Consider the following 22,416-nt stretch of genomic DNA (forward strand, 5'->3'; position numbering starts at 1 on the left):
TGGAGGGGCCATGCCCGGCCGTCACGTCGTCGTCAGGAACATCACGAGAACCGATCCAAAGGTCGTCACCCGGCTCGCCGAAGCCGGTGTCTCGACAGTCCATGAGGCCATGGGACGCCGCGGGTTCGCCGGGACGGAACTGCGGCCGAACCAGACGGACGTGCGGATCGCGGGAACCGCGGTGACGGTCAGTTCTCACCCGGGAGACAACCTCATGATCCACGCCGCCGTGGAGACGTGCCGGCCTGGGGACATCCTCGTCGTCACCACCACCTCGCCGTCCACGGACGGAATGTTCGGCGAACTGCTGGCCACATCCCTCGCCGCGCGAGGGGTGATCGGGCTGGTCACCGCCGCAGGGGTCCGGGACACGACCGAACTGCGGGAGATGGGATTCCATGTATGGGCCCGCGCCGTCTCCGCCCAAGGCACGGTGAAGGCCTCCCCGGGCTCGGTCAACGTGCCGGTGATACTTGGCGGTGTGCCGGTCTGCCCAGGTGATGTCGTCGTCGCCGATGACGACGGTGTCGTCGTGGTGCCCCGCGACCAGGCGGAGCACACTGCTGAGCGGGCCGAGGAACGGATCGCGAAAGAAGCCGCCACACGGGACGTCCTGAGTTCGGGTGCGCTCGGCATCGACTACTACGGACTGCGCCCTCTGCTCGCCGAACTCGGCGTCAGTTATGTGGACCAGGCGTAGCCCTGACACGGACGATGAGCACAGACGGGACGGTCTCGGAGACTCGGGTCACGGTCGCGATCGGGGCGGAGATCCTGCGCGGAACTCTCGTACCCGGGCAGCGTCTTGTCGAGGTGGACATGTGCGAGCGGTTCGCCGCCAGCCGATCGATCGTGCGCCTGGCACTGCGGCGGCTGGCGGCGGACGGACTCGTCGAGATCCGGCGTAACCGTGGCGCCTGTGTCCGTGCGGTATCCCTGACCGAGGCCGTACACGTCCTGGAGGCCCGGGCGGCGCTCGAAGGCCTGGTGGCCGCCCGCGCTGCGGAGCGAGCCGATCGTGCACAGGTCGAAACTCTGCGCGCGTTGGCGGCCGACATGCGCGAGGCGTTCGCCCATGGGCACCTGACGCGCCACCGCGAACTCAACACGCGGCTGCACGAGTTAGTGCATGCCATCGCCGGTCAGTCATGAGACGGCACATCGGATCATACAGGTGCTCCGTGCGCGGACCGTTCGACAGCCGGACTTGGTGTCACTCATGGGTGACCGGGCCGAGTCGTCGCTCTGCGAACTATTGGAAGTCGTCGAGGCCGTCGCCGCTGGAGATCCGGCAGCGGCTGAGGCGTCCATGTGCCAGCACATGACCGGCGTGGTGGAAGCATTGCGGGGAAGGGCGCCGGCTGACACAGACCGGTGAGCTCTTCCATCCCGGCGATGATGCGCGCACCGAACTGCTCAAAGGCCTCCGTGCGCTTCCACATGGTTGCGCGGACCAGGCCTACGTTCGTGCCCAAGTGGTAGCCGAGGCTCCGGTGCCACCTAGGCAAGTCCTTGGACCTGCGTGCCGACGTCAGGACGGCATCGGTCGAAGGCGCCGCCGTCCGTGGTTTCTCCCGGATGATCCGAGCAAGCGGCCCCGTGCTGGCTTCGTCGCGGTGACAGACTCCAGGCTCAAGCGCAAGGTACAGGGCGAAGGCTCCCCTGCACGGCATGGGTGTGGCCGCCGTCGGCGAACCGCCGGCGGCCACACCCATGCCTCTGCTGAGTCACCGGCCCCGCGTGATCAGTTACCTCCCAGGTAGCTCGCGAGGATCAGGCCGCGGTCCTCGGCGAGTTCCCGCGCGGGCCGCTCGACGGCAACCTCCCCGTGAGACAGCACGTATCCCCGGTCGGCGATCTCAAGGGCGAGCTCGATGTGCTGTTCGACCAGCAGGACACCGCATCCGGTGTCGTCGGCAAAACGACGGATGACGGGGAGCAGTTGCTCGACGACCACCGGGGCCAGGCCGAGGCTCAGCTCGTCCAGCAGGAGCAGCCTGGGACGGCGGGCGAGGGCCCGGCCGACGGCGAGCATCTGCTGTTCGCCGCCGGAGAGCAATCCGGCGCGCCGGTTCTGCAACCGGGTCAGGGCCGGGAAGCGCTGATAGACCTCGTCCGGGTCGAGGCGTTCGCCCCGGTGACCCAGTCGCAGATGTTCTGCGACGGTGAGTCCCGCGAAGATGCCTCGGCCCTCGGGGACGTGGGCGATCCCCTGTTTGGCCCGGGCGCTCGGAGTGGTCTTCCCCAGGGATTCACCATCGAGGGAGATGGTCCCACCGAGGGGGCGGACCAACCCTGAGACGGCCTTGAGCGTGGTGGTCTTGCCGGCGCCGTTTGCCCCGAGGAGGGCCACGACCTCGCCGCGTCCGACGGTGATGAGCAGATCTCTGACGACGGCGACACCGTCGTACCCCGCGGTGAGGCCGTCGATGTGCAGGATGGGGTCGATCATGATGTCTCCCGCTGTGCCGGGGCCGCCGCGCCGCCGAGGTAGGCGGCGATGACCGTGGGGTCCTCGCGTACTTGGTCCGGCGGACCGGAGGCGATGACCTTGCCGAAGTCCAGCACGACGACGGTGTCACACACCTCGAGGATGAGTGTCATGTCGTGGTCGACCAGCAGCATGCCGGTGCCGGCATCGACGACGGCGCGCAGCCGGCGTCCAAGCCTGATGCTTTCCTCGCTGTCCAGCCCGGCTGCCGGCTCGTCCAGGCACACCACGCGGGGCCGACCGGCCAGGGCACGGGCGACTCCCACCAGCTTGCGCTCGCCCTGGGACAGGTCGACGGCCTGCGTGTCGGCACGCTGGCCGAGGCCTACGACGGAGAGCGCCTCGTGGATGTCGTCGCCGAGGCTGTCAGGCTTGGTGAAAGTCTCCCGCCAGGTGGCCGCCCATCCTCTGCTCTGGGCGGTGGCCACGGCCACGTTCTCCGCGACGCTGAGTCCGTCGAACAGCTCGATGCTCTGCCAGGTCCGCGCCAGTCCATGCCGCACCCGGGTGTGGGGACGCAGCCGGGTGAGGTCCGTTCCGGCCAGTTCCACCCGTCCACCATGACGGACGAAGCCGGTCACGGCGTCGATGAAGGTGGTCTTGCCCGCCCCGTTAGGGCCGATGAGCCCGACGAGCTGCCCCTCACCGACGGCGAGGTCGACGCCCGACAGGGCGTGGACGCCTCCGTAGCTGACACTGAGGTCCCGTACTCTCAGCCCGTTCATCCGGTCACCTCCGCGGTGTGCGGTGCTGGGCCTTCCGCCGGTGCCGAGCCGCTGTCCGGGTTCGGGGGTGCGGCTCGCCGTAGGCGCTTGCTCTGCTTGCTGCGGTATCGTGCGCCCGCCACGCCGTCTGGGTTCATGACCAGGGTGACGATCAATGAGACGCCGGCGAACAGCAGGGCCCAGGTGCCGCTGATCCCGAACCACTCCTGCAGAGCGTGCGGGACAAGCGCCTCGGTTGACAGCAGTCCGGCGAACACGGCGCCCGAAACCATGGTGACCCCCCCGACATAGGCAAAGGCCAGGAGCCCGAGAGAAGCCAGTGCGGTGAAACGACCGGCGCTCACGGAGGAGAAGTTGTACGCGTAGAGGGTTCCCGCGGTCGCCGCGGCGAAGGAACTGATGCTGAACGCCGCGACCTTGACGTTTCGGACGTTGATCCCGGCCGCGGCCGCCGCGCGCTCGTTGGAGCGTACGGCGAGCATCTGGCGGCCGAGTGAGGTGCGACGCAGATGGGCTACGTACAGGCCGATCGCGACGGTTACGGCCAGGACGAGGAATCCGAACATCGGGCTCGGCTCGGAGCCGTCGAGCCCGCGGAGGGACGCGTCCGTGCCGAGCGAGATGCCGAAGAGCTCCGGGGAGGGAACCTGGACGCCGCCCAGGCCCCCGAACGAAGAGTTGGCGAACAGCGCCTGCTCCATGGCCAGGGCGGCGGCCAGGGTGACCACGGCGAGACTCACTCCGCGGACCCGCAGCGCCGTCACCCCGATGGCAACGCCGAGTACGGTCGCCGCGGCCACCGCGATCAGCGGGCCGAAGGGGAAGGGGACGTGGGCCCCGGCCGTCAGATGGGACAGCAGGAAACCCGCCGTACCGGAGAGGGCCAGCTGCACGACCGAGATCTGTCCGACGTAGCCGGTGATCACGATGATGGACATGATGATGACAGCGCCGATCAGGGAGTTGGTCAGCGCCTGCCGGAAGCCAAACGGGAAGACCACGAGCGCGACGGCGCAGACGCCCGACCATACCAACGCTGTTCGCAAGAGCCGTTCGGGAAGGGGCACGGCCGGCAGCCGCTGCTGTGTGTCCTCGCCGCGGCCGGGCAGCTCGGCCCCGCGCAGGAACAACGCGATGGTCATGCAGGCGAAGACGAGGAGTTGCTGTACGCCGGGCAGTGCGTTGCCGTTGTCGGTGGGGAACCAGCTCTGTGTCGACAGGTAGGAGAGCACCGACTGGAGCACGCCGATGAGCAGGCCCGCTGTGCAGGCGATGCCCAGAGACGTGAACCGGGCGAACAAAGCCGCCGCTAGAGCCGGCACGATCTGCAACGGCAGTGTGGTCGAGTCGAGTTGAACGATGGGGGCCGCCAACACACCGATCCCGCCCGCGACGACGCTGGCGATCAACGTGCCCGCGAGTGACAGTTCTTTCGTGGAAAGGCCGGCCAGCAAAGCGGCTTGTTCGTTCTCCGAGGCGGCCCGGGTGGCCAGGCCGAACCGGGTCCACCGGTAGAGCGCGGCCAGTGCGAGCGTCAGTGCGACGACCACCCCGGCGAGGATGAATCGGTCGACCGGAATGATCGCTCCGAAAATTTTCACTGCCTGGTCGGGCAGCAGGCTCGGCATCTGCTGGGGCCGGGTGCCGAACCCGAGCAACACGGCGGCCTGCGCCGTCAGCAGCAGCCCCAGTGAGGCTGCGAGTTTGGCCAGGGGAGGTGCGTTCCGCAGCGGCCGGAACGCGAGATACTCACTGAGCAGTCCGGCGACCGCAGCGGCGACAAGCGCTCCGACCAACGACACGGCGGGTCCCATGGAGACGCCGAAGTGGTCGGACCGCAGCGCCCAGAAGGCGTAGCCGGCGAGCATCGCCACCGCTCCGGTGGCGAGGTTGATGATGCCGGACCCTCGATAGGTGACAACGACACCGAGGGCCATACCGGCGATGAGGGCACCCTGTCCGAGTCCGAGCAAGGTGAAGAGCAGCAGCTGATCCATGGACTGTGTCCGTTCGCTCGTCGGTCCTACTCAGGCCGGGGGACGCAGCCAGCCGGTGAGCGCGTTGAACGCGCCCTTGCCCTCGTACTGGTAGAAACGGGCCTGGTCATTGCAGACGGCGGGCGAGTCTGAGTACTTGCCGCATTCCACCTTGGGCGCGCCCATCACTACGGGGCCCTGGAACGTGGCGAGCTGAGCGCTGACGGCCGCGGGGGTGATCTTGTCAGCCCCGACCTCGTTCATGACCTTCGCATAGGCGAGAACCGTGCTCCAGGAAACGGCCGCCCAGACCTTGCCCTGGTCCGCCTTGTCCAGCCCAGCACTGGACGAAGCCTTGACGTACGCCTGCACGTCCGCCGCCTTGCTGTCGTTCGGCAGGGTCTGGGCCACGCCGTAGGTCCACTCGGGGAAGTCGCCACCGAGCCCCTGGGCCACGTCGGGCGACAGGCAGACCGGCCCGGAGACGACCGGCTTGGTGCTGCCCAGCTGCTTGAGCGCCTTGGCGATGCCGACACAGCCCTGGCCGGCCGAGATCGGCACGATCATGTCGGCGCTCTGGCCGCCGGCCGCGGTGACCGGACCGAGCAGGTCCGTCGCCTGGGCGTCGAAGCCGACCGACTTGACCTTGATACCGGCCGACTCCATCGCCTTGCGAGCCGCCTCCGCCGCGACCTTGTCCGGCGGAGTGTTCGTGTGGATGATCGCGGCCGTCTTCGCGTTCAGGACGTCGCGGCCGTACGAACCCCATGGCCCCCACACGTGGGACAGGTCACCGAAGATGATGGAGGTGTTCTTGGCCGTCGGCACGGAGGATCCCGTGGCCACGCTCACGAGAACCGGCTTCTTGCCCTTGAGTACGGAGTTGAAGGACTGGTCACCGACGAAGACGCTACCGAAGGCGACTGCCGACACGGCGGAGTTGTTGATCATCTCCTGACCGCACCGCTGCCCTTCCTCCTCGGCCGACGCGATCTTGCAGACCTGAAGAGCCAGCGGGTGGCCTCCGATCCCTCCGAGCTCCTTGTTGACGTAGTCAACCGCGGCCTGGGCACCCTTGGTCGCCTCGGGCGCGCCGTTGGCGGTCCCCTCGACGTTCGCCCAGCCGATGGTGACGGGCGCCAGGTCCTTCTTCGCGGCACCGGCCTTGCCTCCCACGTAGGCGAGGTAGTCGGTCACACCCTTCTCCACGGCGTCACCCTTCGCGGCACCGGTGGCAGCGGGCCCGGATGCGCCGGACGAGGCGGAAGTCCCGTTGTCGGCCGCACCGGCACATGCCGAAGTAAGCAGAACCGCCCCGATCACTGGTGCGAGCCAACGCCTGTCGGTCCTCGACGCTCTGGTGAACTGACGTGATTTGGGGCTCATAGCGGTCCTCCCTGGGACAGCGTGAGGAGCCCTCCACGGCTCCTTCACCGGATATGCGGCGGAGTGTAGGTAGTTCACCGACTCGGCTGGAACGCGACGGGGAGCGCGGATTTCATGGAGTAATGGCGCGTTTTAGATACGTCATTTGTCCTGCATTACCATCCAGGGCGCACGAAAGGGCGGTGCCGACTGCAGCGTCGGCACCGCCCACGGGGTTGGCAGCACGAGAGAAGGCTTCTCAGGCCAAATCAGATGGTCATTCCACCGTCAACAGCCAGGGTAGCTCCGGTGGTGAATTCCGAGTCATCACTCGACAAATACATGACGGTAAGGCGGGTCTCGGCGTGGACCGGGATTTCCAGCAGTCTGGGTCCCGAGGCGGGAGTCGTGGCCTTCAGTGCGGCGACAACCTCCTCCGCGTCGGTGAGGTGCTGGGCGGGTATGCCGTACCCGCGTGCGATGCCAACGCTGTCCAGACCGCGCAGGTCGAGACCCGGGGGGTCGGTGATGCCGAGCTGGTTCACGAACCCCTGCAGGGCTCCGTACCCGCCATTGCGGAGCACTACGAAGGTGACCGGAAGATCCCACTGCGCCGCCGTCCACAGTCCGGCCACTCCGTACCGGGCGGCGCCGTCGCCGAGCACGGCGACCACTGGGCGTGTCGGGTCCGCCAGTGCCACGCCGACAGCCGCCGGCAGTCCGAAGCCCAGCCCCCCCAGCGGCGGGGAAGAACATGCTGCGCGGCCGGTCGAGGTCGAGGTGATTCCAGAACTGGGTGGTGTTCGATGTCGATTCGTTGACCATCCGGACGCCTGGGGGCAGCTGGAGTGCCATCTGGGCGAACAGCCAGTCCGCCGTGAAGGCAGCTGTCTCGGATCGCGGAGCGGGCTGAGGTTCCCGAGGCGTGGGCCACGTCCGGGGAGGCGGCGGAAGCCTTTCCAGCAATTGGCCGACGACTTCGGCGACATCACAGACCACCGCGTCCCCGAAGGCGGGCCGGGAGGCGGACGCCGGATCAGCGCTCAGCGCGATCAACTCGGTGCCCTCCGGCAACCACGGGCCGGGACGGTAGGCGTGGTAGCGGAAGACCGGGGCACCCACCACAAGGACAAGATCATGCCCCGTCAAGTTATCGCTCACTCCGGCGATGCTCGGGGGCAATACTCCACGGCACAGGGGATGGCGCGTGGGGAAAGGGCACCGCGGTGGCGTGGGCGCGGTCCACACCGGCGCGCGCAGTTGCTCCGCCAACTCCACGACCAGAGCGAAGACCCGCTCGTCGTCCGCCTCCAGCCCGACCACCAGCGCCGGTGTGGTGGCCTTCCGTAGCCGATCCGTCAGCTCGGAGACGAGCTCGTGACCGGCCGCTCCGGCCCACCGGACCCGGCGCCCAGGAGGTGGACGACCTCCTGGGCGCCCACCTCCAGGGCCCAGTCGTCCATGGGCCGAGAGACCAGCACCGGCCCGGCGGGCGGCAGGGTGGCGAGGTGGAACGCCTCCGAAAGAGCCCGGGGAATGTCTTGGGCCTTGGCCGGTTCAAATGCCCACTTGACCTGCGGCTCGGGGACCCGGGTCATGGCCGGCTCGGCGAGCACCGATCCCAGTCCGACCATGGACCGCGCCTGCCCCCCATCGCGTTGCCCAGTCCCGGCGCGGAGTGCAGGTTCACCAATGCAGGACGGCCAGTGGCCTGCGCGTAGCCGTCCGCCATCGCAACGACCGCGCCCTCATGCAGGCCGAGAACGTACCGGAACTCCGGAGGAAAACCGTCGAGGAACGGAAGCTCGTTCGAACCGGGGTTACCGAAGACAGTGGTGAGCCCCCAGCCCGGAGGAGGTCATACGTGGTTTCGCGAACAGTCGGCAAGGCAACCTCGGATGAGAAGTGGTGGGTGAGGAGGGCTCAGCCAACCGGCCTTGTGACGGTGTGTGCCTCCGTGAACGAGAGCAGACCCTCCGGGCCCATCTCGCGTCCGATGCCGCTCTGCCGGAAGCCGCCGAACGGGGCCCGGTCGTCGCATGCGACGGCGTTGGCGTGGTTGATCCACGTCGTACCCGTGCGCAACCGCTCCGCGAGGGCGTCGGAACGGTGGGCATCTGCACTCCAGACCGAGGAGCACAGGCCCGACCAGTCGTTGTTGACCTGCTCTACGACCGTGTCGAGATCGTCGAACGGCAGGATGGGCAGGGCGGGGCCGAACTGCTCCTCCCTAACGATCCGCAGGCCGGGGTCGGGGTCGAGGACGAGTGTCGGACGCACGAAGTAACCCCCGGAGGAGGCCACCGCGCTGTCCAGGGAGCCCAGCTCTCGGATCTCGGCTCCGGCATCGGCCGCCTCCGCCAGCATGGCGGCCACGGTGTCGCGTTGGGCGGCGCTGTTGAGCGGGCCCATGGTCGAGGCGGGGTCGGAGCCAGGGCCCACGCGGTAGGTGTCAATGAGCGAGGAGAGCCCCGAGACGAGTTCGTCATAGCGGGACCGATGCACATACACCCGCTTCACCGCCATGCACACCTGCCCGCTCGTCAGGAAAACCCCATGGGCCAGGCGCTGGAGGTGCTCGACGTCCAGCTCGGCATCGGCCAGCACGATCGCGGGGTCGTTGCCGCCGAGTTCCAGGGTGACGGCGGCAAGATTCTGCGCGGCGGCGGTCATGATGTGCTTGCCGGCCGCAGTGCTTCCAGTGAACACGATCTTACGGACGCGCGGATCGGTGATCACCGGGGCAACAGCTTCGTTGCTGCCGGTCACCACGTTCAGCACGCCGGCCGGCAGCCTGGCGGCGAAGAGTTCGAGCATGCGCACCATGGCCAGCGGCACGGTGGGCGGGGGCTTGACCACCGTCGTGTTCCCGGCCAGCAGCGCGTACGGCAGGCTCGCACCGAGGATCGCGATCGGCCAGTTGAACGGCACGATCACGGTGACCACACCCATGGGAAGCCGGTGGATCCGCGAGGTCAGCGGCGAACCGGCGAGATGCTTGACCTGGTCGAGAGTGTCAACGAGGTCCAACGCCGCCCGGGTGCGGGACACGAAGACCCCCAGCTCCACCTGGCTCTCGAACGAGATCTTGCCGTTTTCGCTGGTCAACAGGGCCGCCGTCTGCGCGACCGCGTCGTCGTCGAACACGGTGAGCGCATCGCTGATGATTTCCGCTCGACGGCGGGCCGGGGTGGCGGCCCAGGCGGGGAACGCGGCGTCAGCGGCGGCGACCGCCGCTCGCGCCTGCTCCCGGCTCGCGGCTGCGGCGTATCCGACGATCCGGCGCGGGGCGGCGGGATCATGAACAGGCAGACGGTCGTCCGTCTCGACAGTCTTACCGCCGATGAACAGTCCGGTCCGCACCGGGGCGGCCTGCGGTTGCTCTGCTGCCATATCGGCTACTTCGGACATGCGGCTCTCCCAACGGCTCAAGCGGGTGTTGTAGGACCGTCTCCTGCGTCGGCATCCTGGCTCAGGCCCCTGACACGGCCTTCCGTCTGCAAAGAAATGACCCGGTCTCCAGGACTGGGTTTACGGCGGTGTGGATCACCCACCCCCGCTCGATCACATCGAGAGGTGACGCGGGGGCCGGGTGTGGCCAGGTCGTCAGCGCGCGCCGCCGGTGCGCCAGCCGGTCTGGTAGGTCTCGCGTGCCATGACCGAGTAAGGAGCGGGGCTGACGATCGCGCGCACGGCGAACTGCTTGTGCGGCTGGACGGTGGTCTTGCGGCTGCCTCCGTCCGGCTCGCCCCAGATGACACGGACCTCGACTCCCAGCGGGACCTCAGGGCCGACGGTGGCCAGGGACAGGGCCTTGCGCTCGTTGGCGCTGTAGCCGGTGAACAACGACAGCCCGATCACATTGTCGTCGGCGTCGACCACGGAGTCGTAGTTGGACGATCCGTAGTTGGCGTTGGGCAGGTCGAAGAACTGGTAGCCGGGGCCCTCGGGGTCGACAGGGGAGGCCAGCAGCTTGGCCACGTCCTCGGTGTTCCAGGCCAGGGTCACCTTGCGCCGCTGGGTCTCCGGGTCGATGGCTTCCAGCGCGTCACGTCCGATGAAGTCGTGGTCGAACTTGACGAACGAGCCGTAGCCCAGTTCCCAGGGGTTGAGGTAGTAGTCGTCGATGCTGTCGGAGACGAAGCTGCCCGCCAGGGCGTTGGTCGCCTCGTAGCTGTCGCCGCCGAGCCACTCGCGGAACGGACGGAGTCCCTCGCTGCTGTAGATCGCCGGCAGGGGCGACGGGATCCAGCCGGACTCCAGGGTGTTGCACGAGTAGGCGCGGGCTCCGGCGGGCTCCATCCCGAACTCGGCACCCGCCTCCAGGATGGCCTCGCGCACCTTGTCGTACGTCTCGTACGGTCCCCACAGCTCCAGGCCCGGCGCGCCGGCCATGCCGTGGCGCAGGGTGCGGACGCGCTCACCGGCGATGTTCATGTAGTCCATGCGGAAGAAGCGGAGCTGTTCGACCGGACCGCCGTTGACCTTCTCGATGACTTCCCAGGCCCGAGGCCCCTGGATCTGGAAACGCCACAGGTCGCGGGTGACCTGCTTGCCGTACGGCCGCGACGGGGACCTCGCGTCCATTCGGAGCTCGACGTCGTATCCCTGCTCGGCCCGGAAGGCGAGCCAGTTGGCGACCGGGGCACGTCCGACGTACGTGAACTCCTCTTCCGCTTCACGGAAGAGAATGCCATCGCCGATAACTCCACCCTCGGGGGACACCGGGACGAACTGCTTGGCCGAGTTGACCGGGAACTTCGCGACGCTGTTGATCCCTGTGTCGGATATCAGCTTCAGCGCGTCAGGTCCCGTGATGAACAGGTTGACCATGTGGTGGGACTGGTCGAACAGCACAGCCGTCTTGGTCCACGCGGTCACCTCCCGGCGGAAGTTGGTGAACTCCGACGGCACCACGGGATAGATGTAGGCGCCCAGCTGGGAGTTGCGCAGCAGCTCCACCGTGTTGCCCGCCTCATCCAGGACTTGCTGCAGGTTCTTCGCGCTCATGTTTGGGCCCGTCCTTCTTCGACGCCGTCGGCGATTGCTCGGCGCCTAGTCTTGTTTCGATCTGTTTGGTGCGGATCTGGGGAATGGCTGGAGTTGACCGGCCTTCATCGGCCATGACTTCCGAGTCATATGACGTAGCCCAAAACGCCGGTCCTGGCTTTGTCGCAGCCGAGTCCTGTCGGCGTGGTGCACGGTCCGGGCGAGCATCCCCACTTCGCCGTCGCGCAATGGCGTGCGGATCGCCAGCTGTGGCTGCTGGAGGCGGAACGCGTGCGCTGCTCAGCTCATGATGGATAGCGACCCGGTGGCCCCCACCACGTGTGCTTCACCGCCGCGCAGTCGGCATCGCGCGCTGTCCACTGCTGTCCACGGCTACGACCGTGAACATGTCACCATGGCATGCTCTGCCACGGTGACAGGCGCGACGTGCTGGTCCGACACCGGAACCGAATCGAAGGTCCAGTGGCAGAGCCTGTCGTCATGCCGGGAGGAAAGTGAGAAGGAACTCGATGGAGCCTTTGTCCTCGACAGTGATGCCGCCGAAATTGGGGCTCTTGACACCGTAGTCGGCGTAGGTGACGGGCAGGGAGCCCTGAACACGAAATGTATTGGCGGAACGCCGAGCGGTGACCTCGAAGGAGACGTCCTTGCTCTTGCCGTGGATGGTGAACGTGCCGGACGCCTCGGCCTTGACCGTCTTCCCCACTTCGGGCACGGAACCGAATTCGATGGGCTGGGTCAGCTTGAACGTGGCCTTCGGGAACCTATCGGTGTTCATGATCCCGCCTCGGAACTGACCGTCGCGCTCCGCCTCGTCACTCTTCACAGCGGTGAGGTCGACCGTGAACGCGCCCTCGGTCACCTCGGCCGCTTTGATCGTCAGCTCTCCAGTGACCTTGTCGGTCCGTCCGACGGCAGTGGTGTGCTGGCCGAACAGCACTTCCTTGACGCGGTAACCGGCCTGCGAGCCGGCACCGGCCTTCCAGGCGCCTTCCACGCCCTCACGGGCCGGTTGCATGCCGCTCTGTCCTGCCGGATCCTGTCCGTCGTCGATGGACAGTTCGGACGGACCCTCTTCCTTGATGTAGTGGATGTAGACGTACGGGCCGCCCACCACCAGGAGGGCAGCCACCACGACCCCCGCAATCAGCCAGCGCTTCCAGTACCTGCGAAAACGACTCATGGGTGTCCATGGCCTCATGTCGTAGCCAGTGGTCAGTCGAGGGGAAGCCCGAGCGCTTCTCATGGGGAGCGTCCTTGGCGAGCGAGGGTCGGCCGGGGAAGCAAAGCACCGTCCGTGGCGCCGACACGGACGGGCACCGACGTGGGCGCTGCAGCAGACAGGGCGACGCCCAGGTCGTTGCCCTCGTGGAAAGCCAGTGCCCAAGAGAACTGGTTCGGCGTGAACCACAGCCCACCGCGCCAGCCGGTGGCCAGGTTTCCTGGGGCCACAGGTGCGCAACGTTGCCAGAAAGCAAGCATCCGTTGCAGCGGCTGTTCAGTATCGCCAGAACCCCGATGAGCCCCAACGACGGCTCCGCCGACTGCAATTCCAAGTCCGGGGGGGGGCCGGACGTTATCACGTGTGGCACTGCCGCCAATCCCGAGTTGGAAAGGCACCCATGGCGCGGCGGGCCCGCACACGTCATCACAGGGACATCAAGCCGGTAGCAGACGCCGTCTGCCCCACCCTGCGGGACCTTCCTCTCTACGTCATCCGACCTGGCTCAACTGATGGATATGTCTCTTCAAGAAGCGTCATCAAGCCGTGCCGACAGCGGATGAGCCGCGCATACAGTCGATGTCGACCCGAGAGCTCGGCACCAGCGCTCTCCAGGAACATTCCTGGCCGGGAAGGAAATTCATGCGTCTGCCGAACGATCTATCGCGCTCGTCGCCCAACCATGTCCGGTCAGGCCTGAGGTCGTCTCTTCCCCCTCACGCTCTCTGCGACGCTGTCGCCGAGGCAGGGAAGCCGATGACGCCATGAGGCCGCGCACTGCAGCGGCTCGGTTCGACGATCTGCGGTCCGGAACTGCCTGGGGCTTTTCCCGTGGCGTCCACGAGTTGGTGGCGACCCGGCCCGAAGACGTCGCCCCGGTCCTCGCCGAACTGGACCGGACGACGGCGAACGGGTGGTGGGCGTTCGGGTTCGTCTCCTACGAGGCCGCTACCGGACTGAACACGAAGCTCACCACCCATCACCCGATGGACGGACTGCCCCTCGCGTGGTTCGGCGTCTGTCCGGAGCCGAACCTTGTGCAGGTCGTGCGACGGCCCGGGTCCGGCGCCTATGACACACGGGGGTGGGCCACCGAGTGGGATGCTGAAACCCATCGTGGGCGCGTCGAGGCCGTCCGGCAACACATCGCCGCCGGCGAGACCTACCAGTGCAATCTGACCACCCGAATGTCGGGCGAGGCGAGGGGCGACCTGTCCTCGTTCTACGCCCATCTCGCACTCGGGCAGAACGGGGCTTACACCGCCTACCTCGATCTGGGCCGCTTCGTCATCGCGAGCGCCAGCCCGGAGCTGTTCTTCGAGATCAGGGACGGCCTGGTGCACATGCGGCCCATGAAGGGCACGGCCCCACGTGGTGACACACCGGCCGAGGACGCACGGATCGTCGCCGAACTACGGGCCAGTGCCAAGGAACGCGCCGAGAACATCATGATCGTGGACCTGGTCCGCAACGACCTCTCCCAGATCGCCGCCACCGGCAGTGTGCGGGTCACTTCCGTGTGCCACGCGGAGCAGTACGAGACCGTGCACCAACTGACCTCCGATGTCACGGCCGACCTGCGTCCGGACGCCGGACTCGCCGACGTGTTCCGGGCCCTGTTCCCGTGCGGATCGGTGACCGGTGCGCCCAAGTACCGCACGATGGAGATCATCCGCGACCTCGAGGACGGGCCACGGGGCGTGTACTGCGGCGCAGTCGGGATGGTTGCGCCCCCCGGCGCGCCGTTCCGTGCCCGGTTCAACGTCGCCATCCGCACGGTACTGATCGACCGGGCGACCGGAAGGGCGACCTACGGAACCGGCGGCGGGATCACCTGGGACTCCGAACCGTCGGCGGAGTACGCCGAGCTACAGGCCAAGGCCGAGGTCCTCAAGAGGTGTCTTCGGGCCGGGGTACCCCGATAGCGGCTGGTTCGCCGCTGACACCTCGGTCTTTTGTCTCGACCGAATCGGTTCTGATGCCCGACGAAATGACCGCGGAGATTCGCTGTACTGGTGGCGGCGGTACGGCTTCCCGTCACACGAACTACGGGGCTTGAGCGGTGGTCCGTATGCAGGAGGCCGTGAAGCACCACCCATGCCAATCCCCGACACCGGTCGTCCCCACCACGTGCCCGGGAGGTCCGCGGTCACAGCGCACTTCTGACCCGCCTGCGCCGCAGGGACAAGAGCCGCAGGAAAGATTTCCCATGCCCGTAGGAAGGAACGAGACAAGGCCATGACCATACAGCGGGAAGACGCCGTTCCCCGGCGCCGGCGCTCAGATCTCGTCGACCTGGTGCACAGCATCAGCTATGAGGTGATGCCGTTCAGGAAGACCGAGCGGGATGTGCTCGACTACGTGCCGACCGAGGTCCCACTGACGGTAACAGTGACCGAGGCGAAGGGCATCGACACGACACTGGACCTAACGGAGCGGCTGGCGCGACACGGCTACTCGGTCTCGCCTCATCTTCCGGCGCGTCAGTTCGTGGATGCGCAGCACGTGGCCGACGTCGTGGCTCGTCTCAAGGAGTCGCAGATTCGATCGGTGTTCGTGGTCGGCGGCGACGCGCCGAAGCCCGCGGGCTCCTTCCAGGACGCACACTCGCTGCTGCGAACCCTGGAGGAGATCCACCACCCCTTCGATCAAGTCGGCATCGGCGGCTACCCGGAGGGCCATGCCGCCATCCCTCAGGGCGCTCTTGAACTGGCTTTGAAGCAGAAGGCGCCGATGGCGACGCGGATCCTCACCCAGATCTGCTTCGACGCCACGACGACCGCGAACTGGGCCGCGGGAGTGGCGGAGACGGGAGTCGACCTCCCCGTGTACGTCGGGATGCCGGGCCCGGTGAACCGGCAGAAGCTGATGCGCATCTCGGCCGGCATCGGACTCGGTCAGTCAGCGCGGTTCCTGCAGAAGCAGCAGAGCCTGCTGTGGCGGTTCCTGCTGCCGGGCGGCTACAACCCGACGAAGCTGGCGAAGCAGTTGGGAGCCGTGGTGCCGAAGACCGAAGGCAATGTCCGCGGGCTGCACATCTTCACCTTCAACGAGCTCAGGCAGACCGAACTCTGGCGGCAGCGGCTGCTGTCGGCCGTCTCCGCGAAGACCGCAGAAAGGGAAGACCGGTCATGACCGAGCAGAACCACGACCCCGACTCCGGCCGGCTGATCGTTCAGGGCGCGGACCGGCCCGGCATCGTCGCCAGCGTGTCGGGAGCACTCACCGAGTTCGGGGCCAACATCGTCTGGCTCGACCAGTCGTCGAGCGACCCCGTCGGCGGGCGTTTCTTCCAGCGCACGGAATTTCGTCTGCCTGGCCTGTCGGGGCGACTCGATGAGCTGGACAAGGCCCTGCAGACAAGGCTGGGGGACGAACTCGGCCTGGAATTCAGGCTGGTGGAGGCACGGCGCCGCAAGCGCGTGGCCATCATGGTCTCGAAGACGGACCACTGCCTGCTCGACCTGCTGTGGCGGCAGCGCCGCGGCGAGCTGCAGATGGACGTGCCGATGGTGATCTCCAACCACCCCGATCTCGGTGACGAGGTCCGGGGGTTCGGCATCCCCTTCTTCCACGTGCCCGTGGAGAACGGCGACAAGACCGCCGCCGAGAAGGAACAGCTGAACCTCCTCAAGGGCAACGTGGACCTCGTAGTCCTGGCCCGCTACATGCAGATCCTCTCCGGAGACTTCCTGACGGACGTCGGCGTTCCCGTCATCAACATCCACCACTCCTTCCTGCCGGCGTTCATGGGCGCGGGTCCCTACCAAAGGGCCAAGGAGCGGGGCGTGAAGCTGGTCGGCGCGACCGCGCACTACGTGACCGAGGACCTCGACGAGGGCCCGATCATCGAGCAGGACGTGGTCCGCGTCTCGCACCGGGAGACGGTGCGCGAACTCCAGCGCCAGGGCGCCGACGTGGAACGACTCGTGCTCTCCCGCGCGGTCGGGTGGCACTGCGAGGACCGCGTGATCCGGGACGGCAACACCACCGTCGTGTTCTAGGAGTTCTGGGAGATCGAGTGACTGCACAGATTCTCGACGGCCGGGCCGTCGCGGCGGCGCTCCTGGAGCGGGTCCGGCAGGAGGTCTCGGAGTTCGTCGACGAGCACGGCCGCGTTCCCGTCCTGGCGACCGTCCTTGTGGGCGACGACCCCGCGTCGCACACCTACGTCCGCATGAAGGCGAACCGCTCGGCCAAGGTGGGCATGCGGTCCCAGCGCATCGAACTGGACGCCGGGATCACCACCGAAACTCTGGTGAAGCAGATCCGTGACCTGTCCGAGGATCCGGACGTCGACGGCATTCTCCTCCAGCATCCGGTGCCCGACCACATCGACGAACGGGCCGCTTTCGAAGCCATCGACCCGGCCAAGGACGTCGACGGTGTCACCCGCACGTCCTTCGCCACCACGGCGTTCGGGGAAGGTGGGTTCAAGTCGGCCACCCCCGGCGGGATCATGGCACTGATCGACGCCTACGACATCCCGCTCGCCGGGAAACACGCGGTGGTCGTCGGCCGCAGCCCGATCCTGGGACGGCCCGTGGGCATGCTGCTGCTGACCCGGGACGCCACGGTCACCTACTGCCACTCTCGCACGGTCGGCCTCGCTGAACGGGTCGCCGAGGCGGACGTGGTCGTCGCGGCCGTCGGCCGGCCGGGCCTTATCCGCGGTGACTGGATCAAACCCGGTGCCGTGGTCGTCGACGCAGGCTACGCCGACGACAGCGGAGACGTGGAGTACGAGGCAGCCGCCGAGCGGGCGTCGTACATCACGCCCGTGCCCGGCGGCGTCGGCCCCATGACCATCGCCACGCTGCTCGCCCAGACCGTCCAGGCGGCACAGGAGCGCGAGACGGCACATCGGCCCCGCACCACCCCGGAGAGGGTATGACCATGACAAAGGCGCAGGACAACTACCTGCTCGACTTGTCGGCGAGCAGGCGCGGCTACGCGATCAACCGAATGTGCGGGTCGCTGGCGGACGAGGAGAACCGGCGCAGATTCAGCGAGGACGAGGCGGCCTACTGCGACGCCTACGGCCTCGGCGCGGAGCAGAAGAAGGCGATTCTGGAGCGCGATTGGACCGCGATGCTGGACCTGGGCGCATCCATTTTCTACACGTTCAAACTCGCCGTGCTGGACGGGAAGTCCATGCAGTACCTCGGTGGTGTGTTCACGGGAATGTCGGCCGAGGAGTTCACCGCGGCCATGGTGTCGGGAGGGCGGAAGGTTGGCTGAGGTGATCTGGGGTCTGGCGACCTCCCACGTACCGTCGATCGGCGCCGCGATGGACCACGCCAAGACACAGGAACCGTACTGGAAGCCGTTGTTCGACGGCTATGAGCCGGCGCGACAGTGGATGGCTGCGCACCGGCCGGACATCGCGGTGATCGTGTACAACGACCACGCGAACGCGGTCGATCTGGATCTCGTCCCCACGTTCGGGATCGGTACCGCCGAGTCCTACGACGTCGCCGACGAAGGGTGGGGGCGTCGGCCGGTGCCGACCGTGGTCGGCGCTCCCGAGCTGAGCGAGCACCTCGTGACCGAGCTCATGGACGAGTCGTTCGACATCGCCACCTTCCAGCGGCTGGACGTCGACCACGGCCTCACCGTGCCCCTCTCCGTGTTCTGTCCCGACCCGGGTGAGGCGTGGCCGTGCGCGGTAGTGCCCGTGTTGGTCAACGTGATCCAGTACCCGCAGCCCACGGCTGCTCGCTGCTACGCCCTGGGGCAGGCGCTCGGGCGGGCGATCCGGTCGTTCCCGCGGGATGCGAAGGTAGCGGTGTTCGGCACCGGCGGCATGTCGCATCAGCTGGCCGGTGCACGGGCCGGGCTCATCAACGAAGAGTTCGACCGCATGTTCCTGCAAGCGATTGAGAACGAGCCCGAGAAGCTCGCCGCGCTCACCCGCGAGGACTACATTCGCGAGGCAGGCACCGAGGGCATAGAGCTGATCATGTGGCTCATCATGCGCGGGGCGCTGAGCGAGAACGTCGCCCGGGTCCACGACACCTACCACGTACCTGCCTCCAACACGGCCGCTGCCCTCGCGTTGTTCCAAGACCTGGGGGCGAAGTGAGTACGTTCGTCCTGGTCCACGGCGCCTGGCACGGCGGCTGGGTTTGGCAGCGGGTGGCACCGGTGTTGCGCGCGGCCGGTCACGAGGTCCACGCTCCGACCCTGACCGGCGTCAGCGACCGCGCCCATCTGGCCGGCCCCGCTGTCGGGCTGTCGACCCACATCCAGGACGTGGCGGCGTTGATCGAGGCGTACGACCTCGACGACGTGGTGCTGGTGGGCCACAGCTACGCCGGGCAGGTGGTCACCGGGGTCGCCGACCGCATACCGCACCGTCTGACCGGCCGGGTGTATCTGGACGCCTTCGTGGGCCGCGACGGGGACGCCGCGATCGACCTGCTGCCGGAGACGGTGGCCGGGCACTACCGGGAGTCGGTCGCCGACCCCGGGTTCGGCTGGCTCATCCCCGTGCGCTCGCTGACCGTGCTCGGTGTGACGGACGAGGCGGACCTGGACTGGCTGGCTCCGCGCCTGACCCCGCATCCGTGGCTCAGCTACACCGAACCCCTGCGGCTCACCGGTGCCTGCGAGCAGGTCCCCGCTACCTATGTCGAGTGCACCGACTGGATGCGGGTGTTCCAACCCCACGCGGAGAAGGCGGCAGACCTCGGCTGGCCGGTGCACCACATCGCCACCGGTCACGAGGCGATGGTCACCGCGCCCAAGGAGCTCGCGGAGCTGCTGCTCACCATCGTCGCGTCCTGAGGAGAGAATCCATGGAATTCCTGGTCCGCACGCAGAACCTGATGCCGCCCGACACCCCGGACGACATCCGTGAGCAGCTCCGCAAGACCGAACGGGAGCGCGCCATGGAGCTGCGCGAGGCGGGGATCCTCAAGCGGCTGTGGCGGGTCCCCGGCCGTAACGCCACCATCGGCCTTTACGAGGCCGAAGACCCGGCCGCGCTGCATGACGCGCTGGCCTCACTGCCCATGTGGAAGTGGATGGACGTGACCGTCGAGGCACTCGCCACGCATCCCCAGGAGCAGAAGAGGTAGCGCCCGCCTGGACCGCGCACCGTCGGCGTGGAGGTCACGTCGGCGGTGCGTTTCATACCGCTTCTCGCAGAAATGTCTTGGCTCTTGCAGACGGTGGGACCGCTATGAACGAACACCCCGCAGCTCTCGTCCACCCAGCCGTCGCACGGCCCGACATCGGCCCGATGCGCGTGATGGGGATGTCAACGCGACCCCCGACTCGTTCTGGTCGGGCAGCAGGTTCGACACGACCGAGCGCGCGATCGCGGCCGGTCGACGGATGTTCGAGGAGGGGGCGTGGGCGGTGGACGTCGGCGGGGAGTCGACGCGTCCGGGCGCCGTACCGGTCTCGTCCGAAGCGGAACTCGCCAGGGTCGTACCAGTGGTGGCCCGCCTGGCGGAAGTGGGCCGCGTCTCGGTCGACACCCGTCACCCCGATGTGGCCCAGGAAGCGGTGCGGGTGGGCGCGTCCATCATCAACGACGTGTCCGGCACCCTGTACAAACTCGCCGGCCGCCTCGAAGTCGGCTATGTCGGCATGCACGCCCACACCGTGCCCGTCGCTCCCGGAACGAGTCCCGTCTACGCAGACGTCCAAGCCGACATCGCCTCTTACCTCCAGGCACTGGCGCGCGCCGCCGCGACAGGCGGTGTGCAGGAGACGTGGATCGATCCCGGGATCGGCTTCGGTAAGAGCACCGCCGACAACCTGGCGCTTCTGCGCCACTTGCCGACCCTCTGCTCGCTCGGTGTCCCCGTGCTCCTCGGCGTCAGCCGGAAGTCTTTCCTCGGCGACGTGACCGGCCGCAGGGTCGGCGACCGTCTGGCGGGCTCGCTGGCCGCCATTGCTCCCGCCTGGTGCGCGGGTGTCGACGTCATCCGAGTCCACGATGTGACCGAGACACTGGACACGATCGCCCTGCTGGAGGCGATTTGGGGACGGGCGCGCTGAGGGACGCGCCCACCGGCGTCTCTCAGCAAAGAAGCGCGGCTTCTGGCAATGGGCCGCAAGCCGTCGGGGACATGCTTCGTGGCGATCTCGGATCAGAACCGAACGGCGCATGCGTTCGGGTCAGCCAGCACGTGGGGACGGCCCGTGTCTGACCTCCATGTGGATCTGGAATTGTTCCTGCCCATCGAGAGGCTCGCTGAACAACGTCCCCGCCGTAAAGATCGAACCCTGGCTGCGGCCCCGACCCCTGCGGCACTGGGTGCCCACGGGCCCAGTCCCGTTCAACACTCGATCACGGTAAGACGATGACTCATGACCAACGCAGCTAGTTATAAGGACGGTGTGCGCTCGATGTTCAAGAAGGACTCGGTGCGGGGAGTCCGGCGGCGGTGGGCGGTTGCCGTTGCCGCGGTGGCGCTGACCGGGGTGGAGTTGGCCGGAGCGGGAGCGGCGGTTGCGCGTCCCGTCCCGGTGGTGGTCCGAAGCGGCATCCATTCGGCCAACTACACGGGCACGAACGGCGAAGCCAAGATCCGAAACGACATCAACCAGCAGTGCAAGCGGATCGACGCCCGCTCCACCGGTGGGAACTTCCACTACGCATCGGCAGTGATTTCTCCGCCGGCTCCGGCGACTGCGTTCGCTGACGTCGTCAACCACTGAGGTTGCGGGGGTTCAGCACAGGCGCTCCCCCGCTCCCTCTGCCGGTGTGTCCGCTGGGCGGCAACTGCAGCCGGGCCGCCACGACCAGTACCCCGACCGCCGTTGCCGCCGACGCCGGGATCTGATGACGGGTATCAGTGCATCAGCCCGCCACCGTCGCAGACCAGTGTCTGTCCGGTGACCAACGCTGCGTCCGGCGACGCCAGGTAGGAGACCAGCCCGGCGAAGTTCTCGGGCGTTACGAACTCCTGGATCGCCTGGCGGCGCATTGTCTCGGCGAACACCTCTTCCCCTGAGTGCGCCCTGGTGCCGGGGGTGGCGACCTGTGCGGGAGCAACCGCGTTGACTGTGATCCGGTGCTCGCCCAGCTCACGAGCCATCACCCGGGTCATCCCGATGAGCGCGCCCTTACTGGCGACATAGGCGATCTGGCCCGGCGCCCCCGTGAAGAAGGTGCGCGAGGCGACGTTGATCACGCGTCCGCGATACGCGCTCTCCTTGAGCAAGGGCAGACACGCCTGGACCATGAGCAGCGGACCGACAGCGTTGACGTCGAAGAAGCGGTGGAGCTCCGCGGGTGTGGTCTCCAGCAAACTAGAGCGGCCGGACAGCAGCCCGGCGTTGTTGACGAGGACGTCGACTGCGCCATACGCCTCGCCGATCTCCTGGACCGTGCGGCGTGTCGCCACGGGATCGCTGACATCGCATAGCCAGCGCCGCACGCCGGCGGACTCGCCCGAGGCCTCGGTGCCGACAGTGTCGGCGATGTCCAGGGCTGCGACGGTGAACCCGTCACCCGCCAACCGGCGCACGATGGCGGCACCGAGACCACCACCTGCACCTGTGACCACGGCGACGCGCGTGCTGTGGCCGTCCAAAACGATCATGTCGTCTTCTCCTGCTGAGGCGTGGTCGATCGACAACGGGTACGGCCACGCTATGCGCCGGGAA

General features: G+C 67.6%; 23 protein-coding genes and 2 pseudogenes. 13 read left to right on the top strand and 12 right to left on the bottom strand.

All coding sequences use genetic code 11. From position 1 onward, the window contains the following. Positions 1–10 precede the first annotated feature (10 nt). The 3 genes from ACP4J3_RS11435 to ACP4J3_RS11445 are packed head-to-tail and all read left to right on the top strand — an operon-like array spanning position 11 to position 1,378. Positions 11–700, top strand: a complete 690-nt coding sequence (locus tag ACP4J3_RS11435; protein WP_426533090.1) for a 4-carboxy-4-hydroxy-2-oxoadipate aldolase/oxaloacetate decarboxylase — start codon at positions 11–13, stop codon at positions 698–700. A gap of 14 nt (positions 701–714) precedes the next feature. Beyond that, on the top strand, positions 715–1,152 hold the full coding sequence (locus ACP4J3_RS11440; protein WP_426533092.1) for a GntR family transcriptional regulator: 438 nt from the start codon (positions 715–717) through the stop codon (positions 1,150–1,152). Then, positions 1,130–1,378 (top strand): FCD domain-containing protein, encoded by a 249-nt coding sequence (locus ACP4J3_RS11445; RefSeq protein ID WP_426533094.1) that lies wholly within the window; start codon positions 1,130–1,132, stop codon positions 1,376–1,378. Before ACP4J3_RS11440 ends, ACP4J3_RS11445 begins: the two co-directional genes overlap by 23 nt. 366 nt (positions 1,379–1,744) lie before the next feature. Here ACP4J3_RS11445 and ACP4J3_RS11450 read toward each other — a convergent pair whose 3' ends face one another. The 11 genes and pseudogenes from ACP4J3_RS11450 to ACP4J3_RS11500 form a co-directional block, all read right to left on the bottom strand. Beyond that, a complete protein-coding gene (locus ACP4J3_RS11450) occupies positions 1,745–2,452 on the bottom strand; it encodes an ABC transporter ATP-binding protein (protein ID WP_426533096.1) in 708 nt (235 codons plus the stop codon). Continuing rightward, positions 2,449–3,216 carry an ABC transporter ATP-binding protein gene (locus ACP4J3_RS11455; RefSeq protein ID WP_426533098.1) on the bottom strand — a complete coding sequence of 256 codons (768 nt, stop codon included), beginning with the start codon at positions 3,214–3,216 and terminating at the stop codon, positions 2,449–2,451. Before ACP4J3_RS11455 ends, ACP4J3_RS11450 begins: the two co-directional genes overlap by 4 nt. Beyond that, positions 3,213–5,213 carry an ABC transporter permease gene (locus ACP4J3_RS11460; RefSeq protein WP_426533100.1) on the bottom strand — a complete coding sequence of 667 codons (2,001 nt, stop codon included), beginning with the start codon at positions 5,211–5,213 and terminating at the stop codon, positions 3,213–3,215. Before ACP4J3_RS11460 ends, ACP4J3_RS11455 begins: the two co-directional genes overlap by 4 nt. A 30-nt stretch (positions 5,214–5,243) precedes the next feature. After that, positions 5,244–6,401: an ABC transporter substrate-binding protein gene (locus tag ACP4J3_RS11465; RefSeq protein ID WP_426533102.1), complete on the bottom strand. Its 1,158-nt coding sequence runs from the start codon at positions 6,399–6,401 to the stop codon at positions 5,244–5,246. Positions 6,402–6,826: 425 nt separating this feature from the next. Then, positions 6,827–7,546: a thiamine pyrophosphate-dependent enzyme gene (locus ACP4J3_RS11470; protein WP_426533104.1), complete on the bottom strand. Its 720-nt coding sequence runs from the start codon at positions 7,544–7,546 to the stop codon at positions 6,827–6,829. A 34-nt stretch (positions 7,547–7,580) separates the two neighbouring features. Next, positions 7,581–7,880 (bottom strand): annotated as a pseudogene (locus ACP4J3_RS11475) (benzoylformate decarboxylase); the annotation flags it as partial. Positions 7,881–7,915: 35 nt separating this feature from the next. Then, the gene (locus tag ACP4J3_RS11480) at positions 7,916–8,191 is read right to left on the bottom strand and encodes a hypothetical protein (RefSeq protein WP_426533106.1); all 276 of its coding nucleotides are present in this window, start codon (positions 8,189–8,191) and stop codon (positions 7,916–7,918) included. Further along, positions 8,152–8,340, bottom strand: a pseudogene (locus ACP4J3_RS11485) (thiamine pyrophosphate-binding protein); the annotation flags it as partial. The gene ACP4J3_RS11480 and the pseudogene ACP4J3_RS11485, both read right to left, overlap by 40 nt. 140 nt (positions 8,341–8,480) lie before the next feature. Beyond that, complete coding sequence (locus ACP4J3_RS11490) at positions 8,481–9,950, bottom strand: aldehyde dehydrogenase family protein (RefSeq protein WP_426533108.1); 1,470 nt, start codon at positions 9,948–9,950, stop codon at positions 8,481–8,483. A 213-nt stretch (positions 9,951–10,163) separates the two neighbouring features. Further along, a complete protein-coding gene (ligM, locus tag ACP4J3_RS11495) occupies positions 10,164–11,567 on the bottom strand; it encodes a vanillate/3-O-methylgallate O-demethylase (RefSeq protein WP_426533110.1) in 1,404 nt (467 codons plus the stop codon). Between the two features lie 478 nt (positions 11,568–12,045). Continuing rightward, a complete protein-coding gene (locus ACP4J3_RS11500) occupies positions 12,046–12,750 on the bottom strand; it encodes a YceI family protein (RefSeq protein WP_426533112.1) in 705 nt (234 codons plus the stop codon). Positions 12,751–13,553: 803 nt separating this feature from the next. Here ACP4J3_RS11500 and pabB point away from each other — a divergent pair. From pabB to ACP4J3_RS11550, 10 genes are all read left to right on the top strand, one after another. Further along, complete coding sequence (pabB, locus tag ACP4J3_RS11505) at positions 13,554–14,714, top strand: aminodeoxychorismate synthase component I (RefSeq protein ID WP_426533114.1); 1,161 nt, start codon at positions 13,554–13,556, stop codon at positions 14,712–14,714. 313 nt (positions 14,715–15,027) lie between these two features. Next, positions 15,028–15,924, top strand: a complete 897-nt coding sequence (locus ACP4J3_RS11510; protein WP_426533116.1) for a methylenetetrahydrofolate reductase — start codon at positions 15,028–15,030, stop codon at positions 15,922–15,924. Next, entirely contained in the window at positions 15,921–16,793 is an 873-nt protein-coding gene (gene purU / locus ACP4J3_RS11515) for a formyltetrahydrofolate deformylase (RefSeq protein WP_426533118.1), read from the top strand. Before ACP4J3_RS11510 ends, purU begins: the two co-directional genes overlap by 4 nt. A gap of 17 nt (positions 16,794–16,810) precedes the next feature. Continuing rightward, entirely contained in the window at positions 16,811–17,683 is an 873-nt protein-coding gene (locus ACP4J3_RS11520) for a bifunctional 5,10-methylenetetrahydrofolate dehydrogenase/5,10-methenyltetrahydrofolate cyclohydrolase (RefSeq protein ID WP_426533120.1), read from the top strand. Then, entirely contained in the window at positions 17,680–18,030 is a 351-nt protein-coding gene (locus tag ACP4J3_RS11525; RefSeq protein ID WP_426533122.1) for a protocatechuate 3,4-dioxygenase, read from the top strand. The genes ACP4J3_RS11520 and ACP4J3_RS11525 overlap by 4 nt, the downstream gene beginning before the upstream one ends. A gap of 1 nt (position 18,031) precedes the next feature. Next, on the top strand, positions 18,032–18,874 hold the full coding sequence (locus tag ACP4J3_RS11530; protein ID WP_426533242.1) for a class III extradiol dioxygenase subunit beta: 843 nt from the start codon (positions 18,032–18,034) through the stop codon (positions 18,872–18,874). Next, on the top strand, positions 18,871–19,578 hold the full coding sequence (locus tag ACP4J3_RS11535) for an alpha/beta fold hydrolase (protein ID WP_426533124.1): 708 nt from the start codon (positions 18,871–18,873) through the stop codon (positions 19,576–19,578). The genes ACP4J3_RS11530 and ACP4J3_RS11535 overlap by 4 nt, the downstream gene beginning before the upstream one ends. A gap of 11 nt (positions 19,579–19,589) precedes the next feature. Then, on the top strand, positions 19,590–19,871 hold the full coding sequence (locus ACP4J3_RS11540) for a muconolactone Delta-isomerase family protein (RefSeq protein ID WP_426533126.1): 282 nt from the start codon (positions 19,590–19,592) through the stop codon (positions 19,869–19,871). Between the two features lie 241 nt (positions 19,872–20,112). Then, positions 20,113–20,802 (top strand): dihydropteroate synthase, encoded by a 690-nt coding sequence (gene folP / locus ACP4J3_RS11545; RefSeq protein ID WP_426533244.1) that lies wholly within the window; start codon positions 20,113–20,115, stop codon positions 20,800–20,802. A gap of 312 nt (positions 20,803–21,114) precedes the next feature. Further along, entirely contained in the window at positions 21,115–21,465 is a 351-nt protein-coding gene (locus tag ACP4J3_RS11550) for a hypothetical protein (RefSeq protein ID WP_426533128.1), read from the top strand. Between the two features lie 134 nt (positions 21,466–21,599). Here ACP4J3_RS11550 and ACP4J3_RS11555 read toward each other — a convergent pair whose 3' ends face one another. Further along, a complete protein-coding gene (locus ACP4J3_RS11555) occupies positions 21,600–22,388 on the bottom strand; it encodes an SDR family NAD(P)-dependent oxidoreductase (RefSeq protein ID WP_426533130.1) in 789 nt (262 codons plus the stop codon). Between the last annotated feature and the right edge of the window lie 28 nt (positions 22,389–22,416).

The sequence above is a fragment of the Streptomyces sp. UG1 genome, assembly GCF_049974585.1.
Lineage (GTDB): Bacteria > Actinomycetota > Actinomycetes > Streptomycetales > Streptomycetaceae > Streptomyces.

Excerpts from the sequence above, each read along its gene's own strand:
- ACP4J3_RS11525 (WP_426533122.1), top strand. The coding sequence starts at position 17,680 with ATGACCATGACAAAGGCGCAGGACAACTACCTGCTCGACTTGTCGGCG.
- ACP4J3_RS11435 (WP_426533090.1), top strand. The coding sequence starts at position 11 with ATGCCCGGCCGTCACGTCGTCGTCAGGAACATCACGAGAACCGATCCA.
- ACP4J3_RS11470 (WP_426533104.1), bottom strand. The coding sequence starts at position 7,546 with ATGTCGCCGAAGTCGTCGGCCAATTGCTGGAAAGGCTTCCGCCGCCTC.
- ACP4J3_RS11550 (WP_426533128.1), top strand. The coding sequence starts at position 21,115 with ATGACCAACGCAGCTAGTTATAAGGACGGTGTGCGCTCGATGTTCAAG.
- ACP4J3_RS11510 (WP_426533116.1), top strand. The coding sequence starts at position 15,028 with ATGACCATACAGCGGGAAGACGCCGTTCCCCGGCGCCGGCGCTCAGAT.
- ACP4J3_RS11460 (WP_426533100.1), bottom strand. The coding sequence starts at position 5,213 with ATGGATCAGCTGCTGCTCTTCACCTTGCTCGGACTCGGACAGGGTGCC.
- ACP4J3_RS11455 (WP_426533098.1), bottom strand. The coding sequence starts at position 3,216 with ATGAACGGGCTGAGAGTACGGGACCTCAGTGTCAGCTACGGAGGCGTC.
- ACP4J3_RS11450 (WP_426533096.1), bottom strand. The coding sequence starts at position 2,452 with ATGATCGACCCCATCCTGCACATCGACGGCCTCACCGCGGGGTACGAC.
- pabB (WP_426533114.1), top strand. The coding sequence starts at position 13,554 with ATGAGGCCGCGCACTGCAGCGGCTCGGTTCGACGATCTGCGGTCCGGA.
- ACP4J3_RS11445 (WP_426533094.1), top strand. The coding sequence starts at position 1,130 with ATGCCATCGCCGGTCAGTCATGAGACGGCACATCGGATCATACAGGTG.
- ACP4J3_RS11490 (WP_426533108.1), bottom strand. The coding sequence starts at position 9,950 with ATGGCAGCAGAGCAACCGCAGGCCGCCCCGGTGCGGACCGGACTGTTC.
- ACP4J3_RS11500 (WP_426533112.1), bottom strand. The coding sequence starts at position 12,750 with ATGAGTCGTTTTCGCAGGTACTGGAAGCGCTGGCTGATTGCGGGGGTC.
- ACP4J3_RS11440 (WP_426533092.1), top strand. The coding sequence starts at position 715 with ATGAGCACAGACGGGACGGTCTCGGAGACTCGGGTCACGGTCGCGATC.
- purU (WP_426533118.1), top strand. The coding sequence starts at position 15,921 with ATGACCGAGCAGAACCACGACCCCGACTCCGGCCGGCTGATCGTTCAG.
- ligM (WP_426533110.1), bottom strand. The coding sequence starts at position 11,567 with ATGAGCGCGAAGAACCTGCAGCAAGTCCTGGATGAGGCGGGCAACACG.
- ACP4J3_RS11480 (WP_426533106.1), bottom strand. The coding sequence starts at position 8,191 with ATGGTCGGACTGGGATCGGTGCTCGCCGAGCCGGCCATGACCCGGGTC.
- ACP4J3_RS11540 (WP_426533126.1), top strand. The coding sequence starts at position 19,590 with ATGGAATTCCTGGTCCGCACGCAGAACCTGATGCCGCCCGACACCCCG.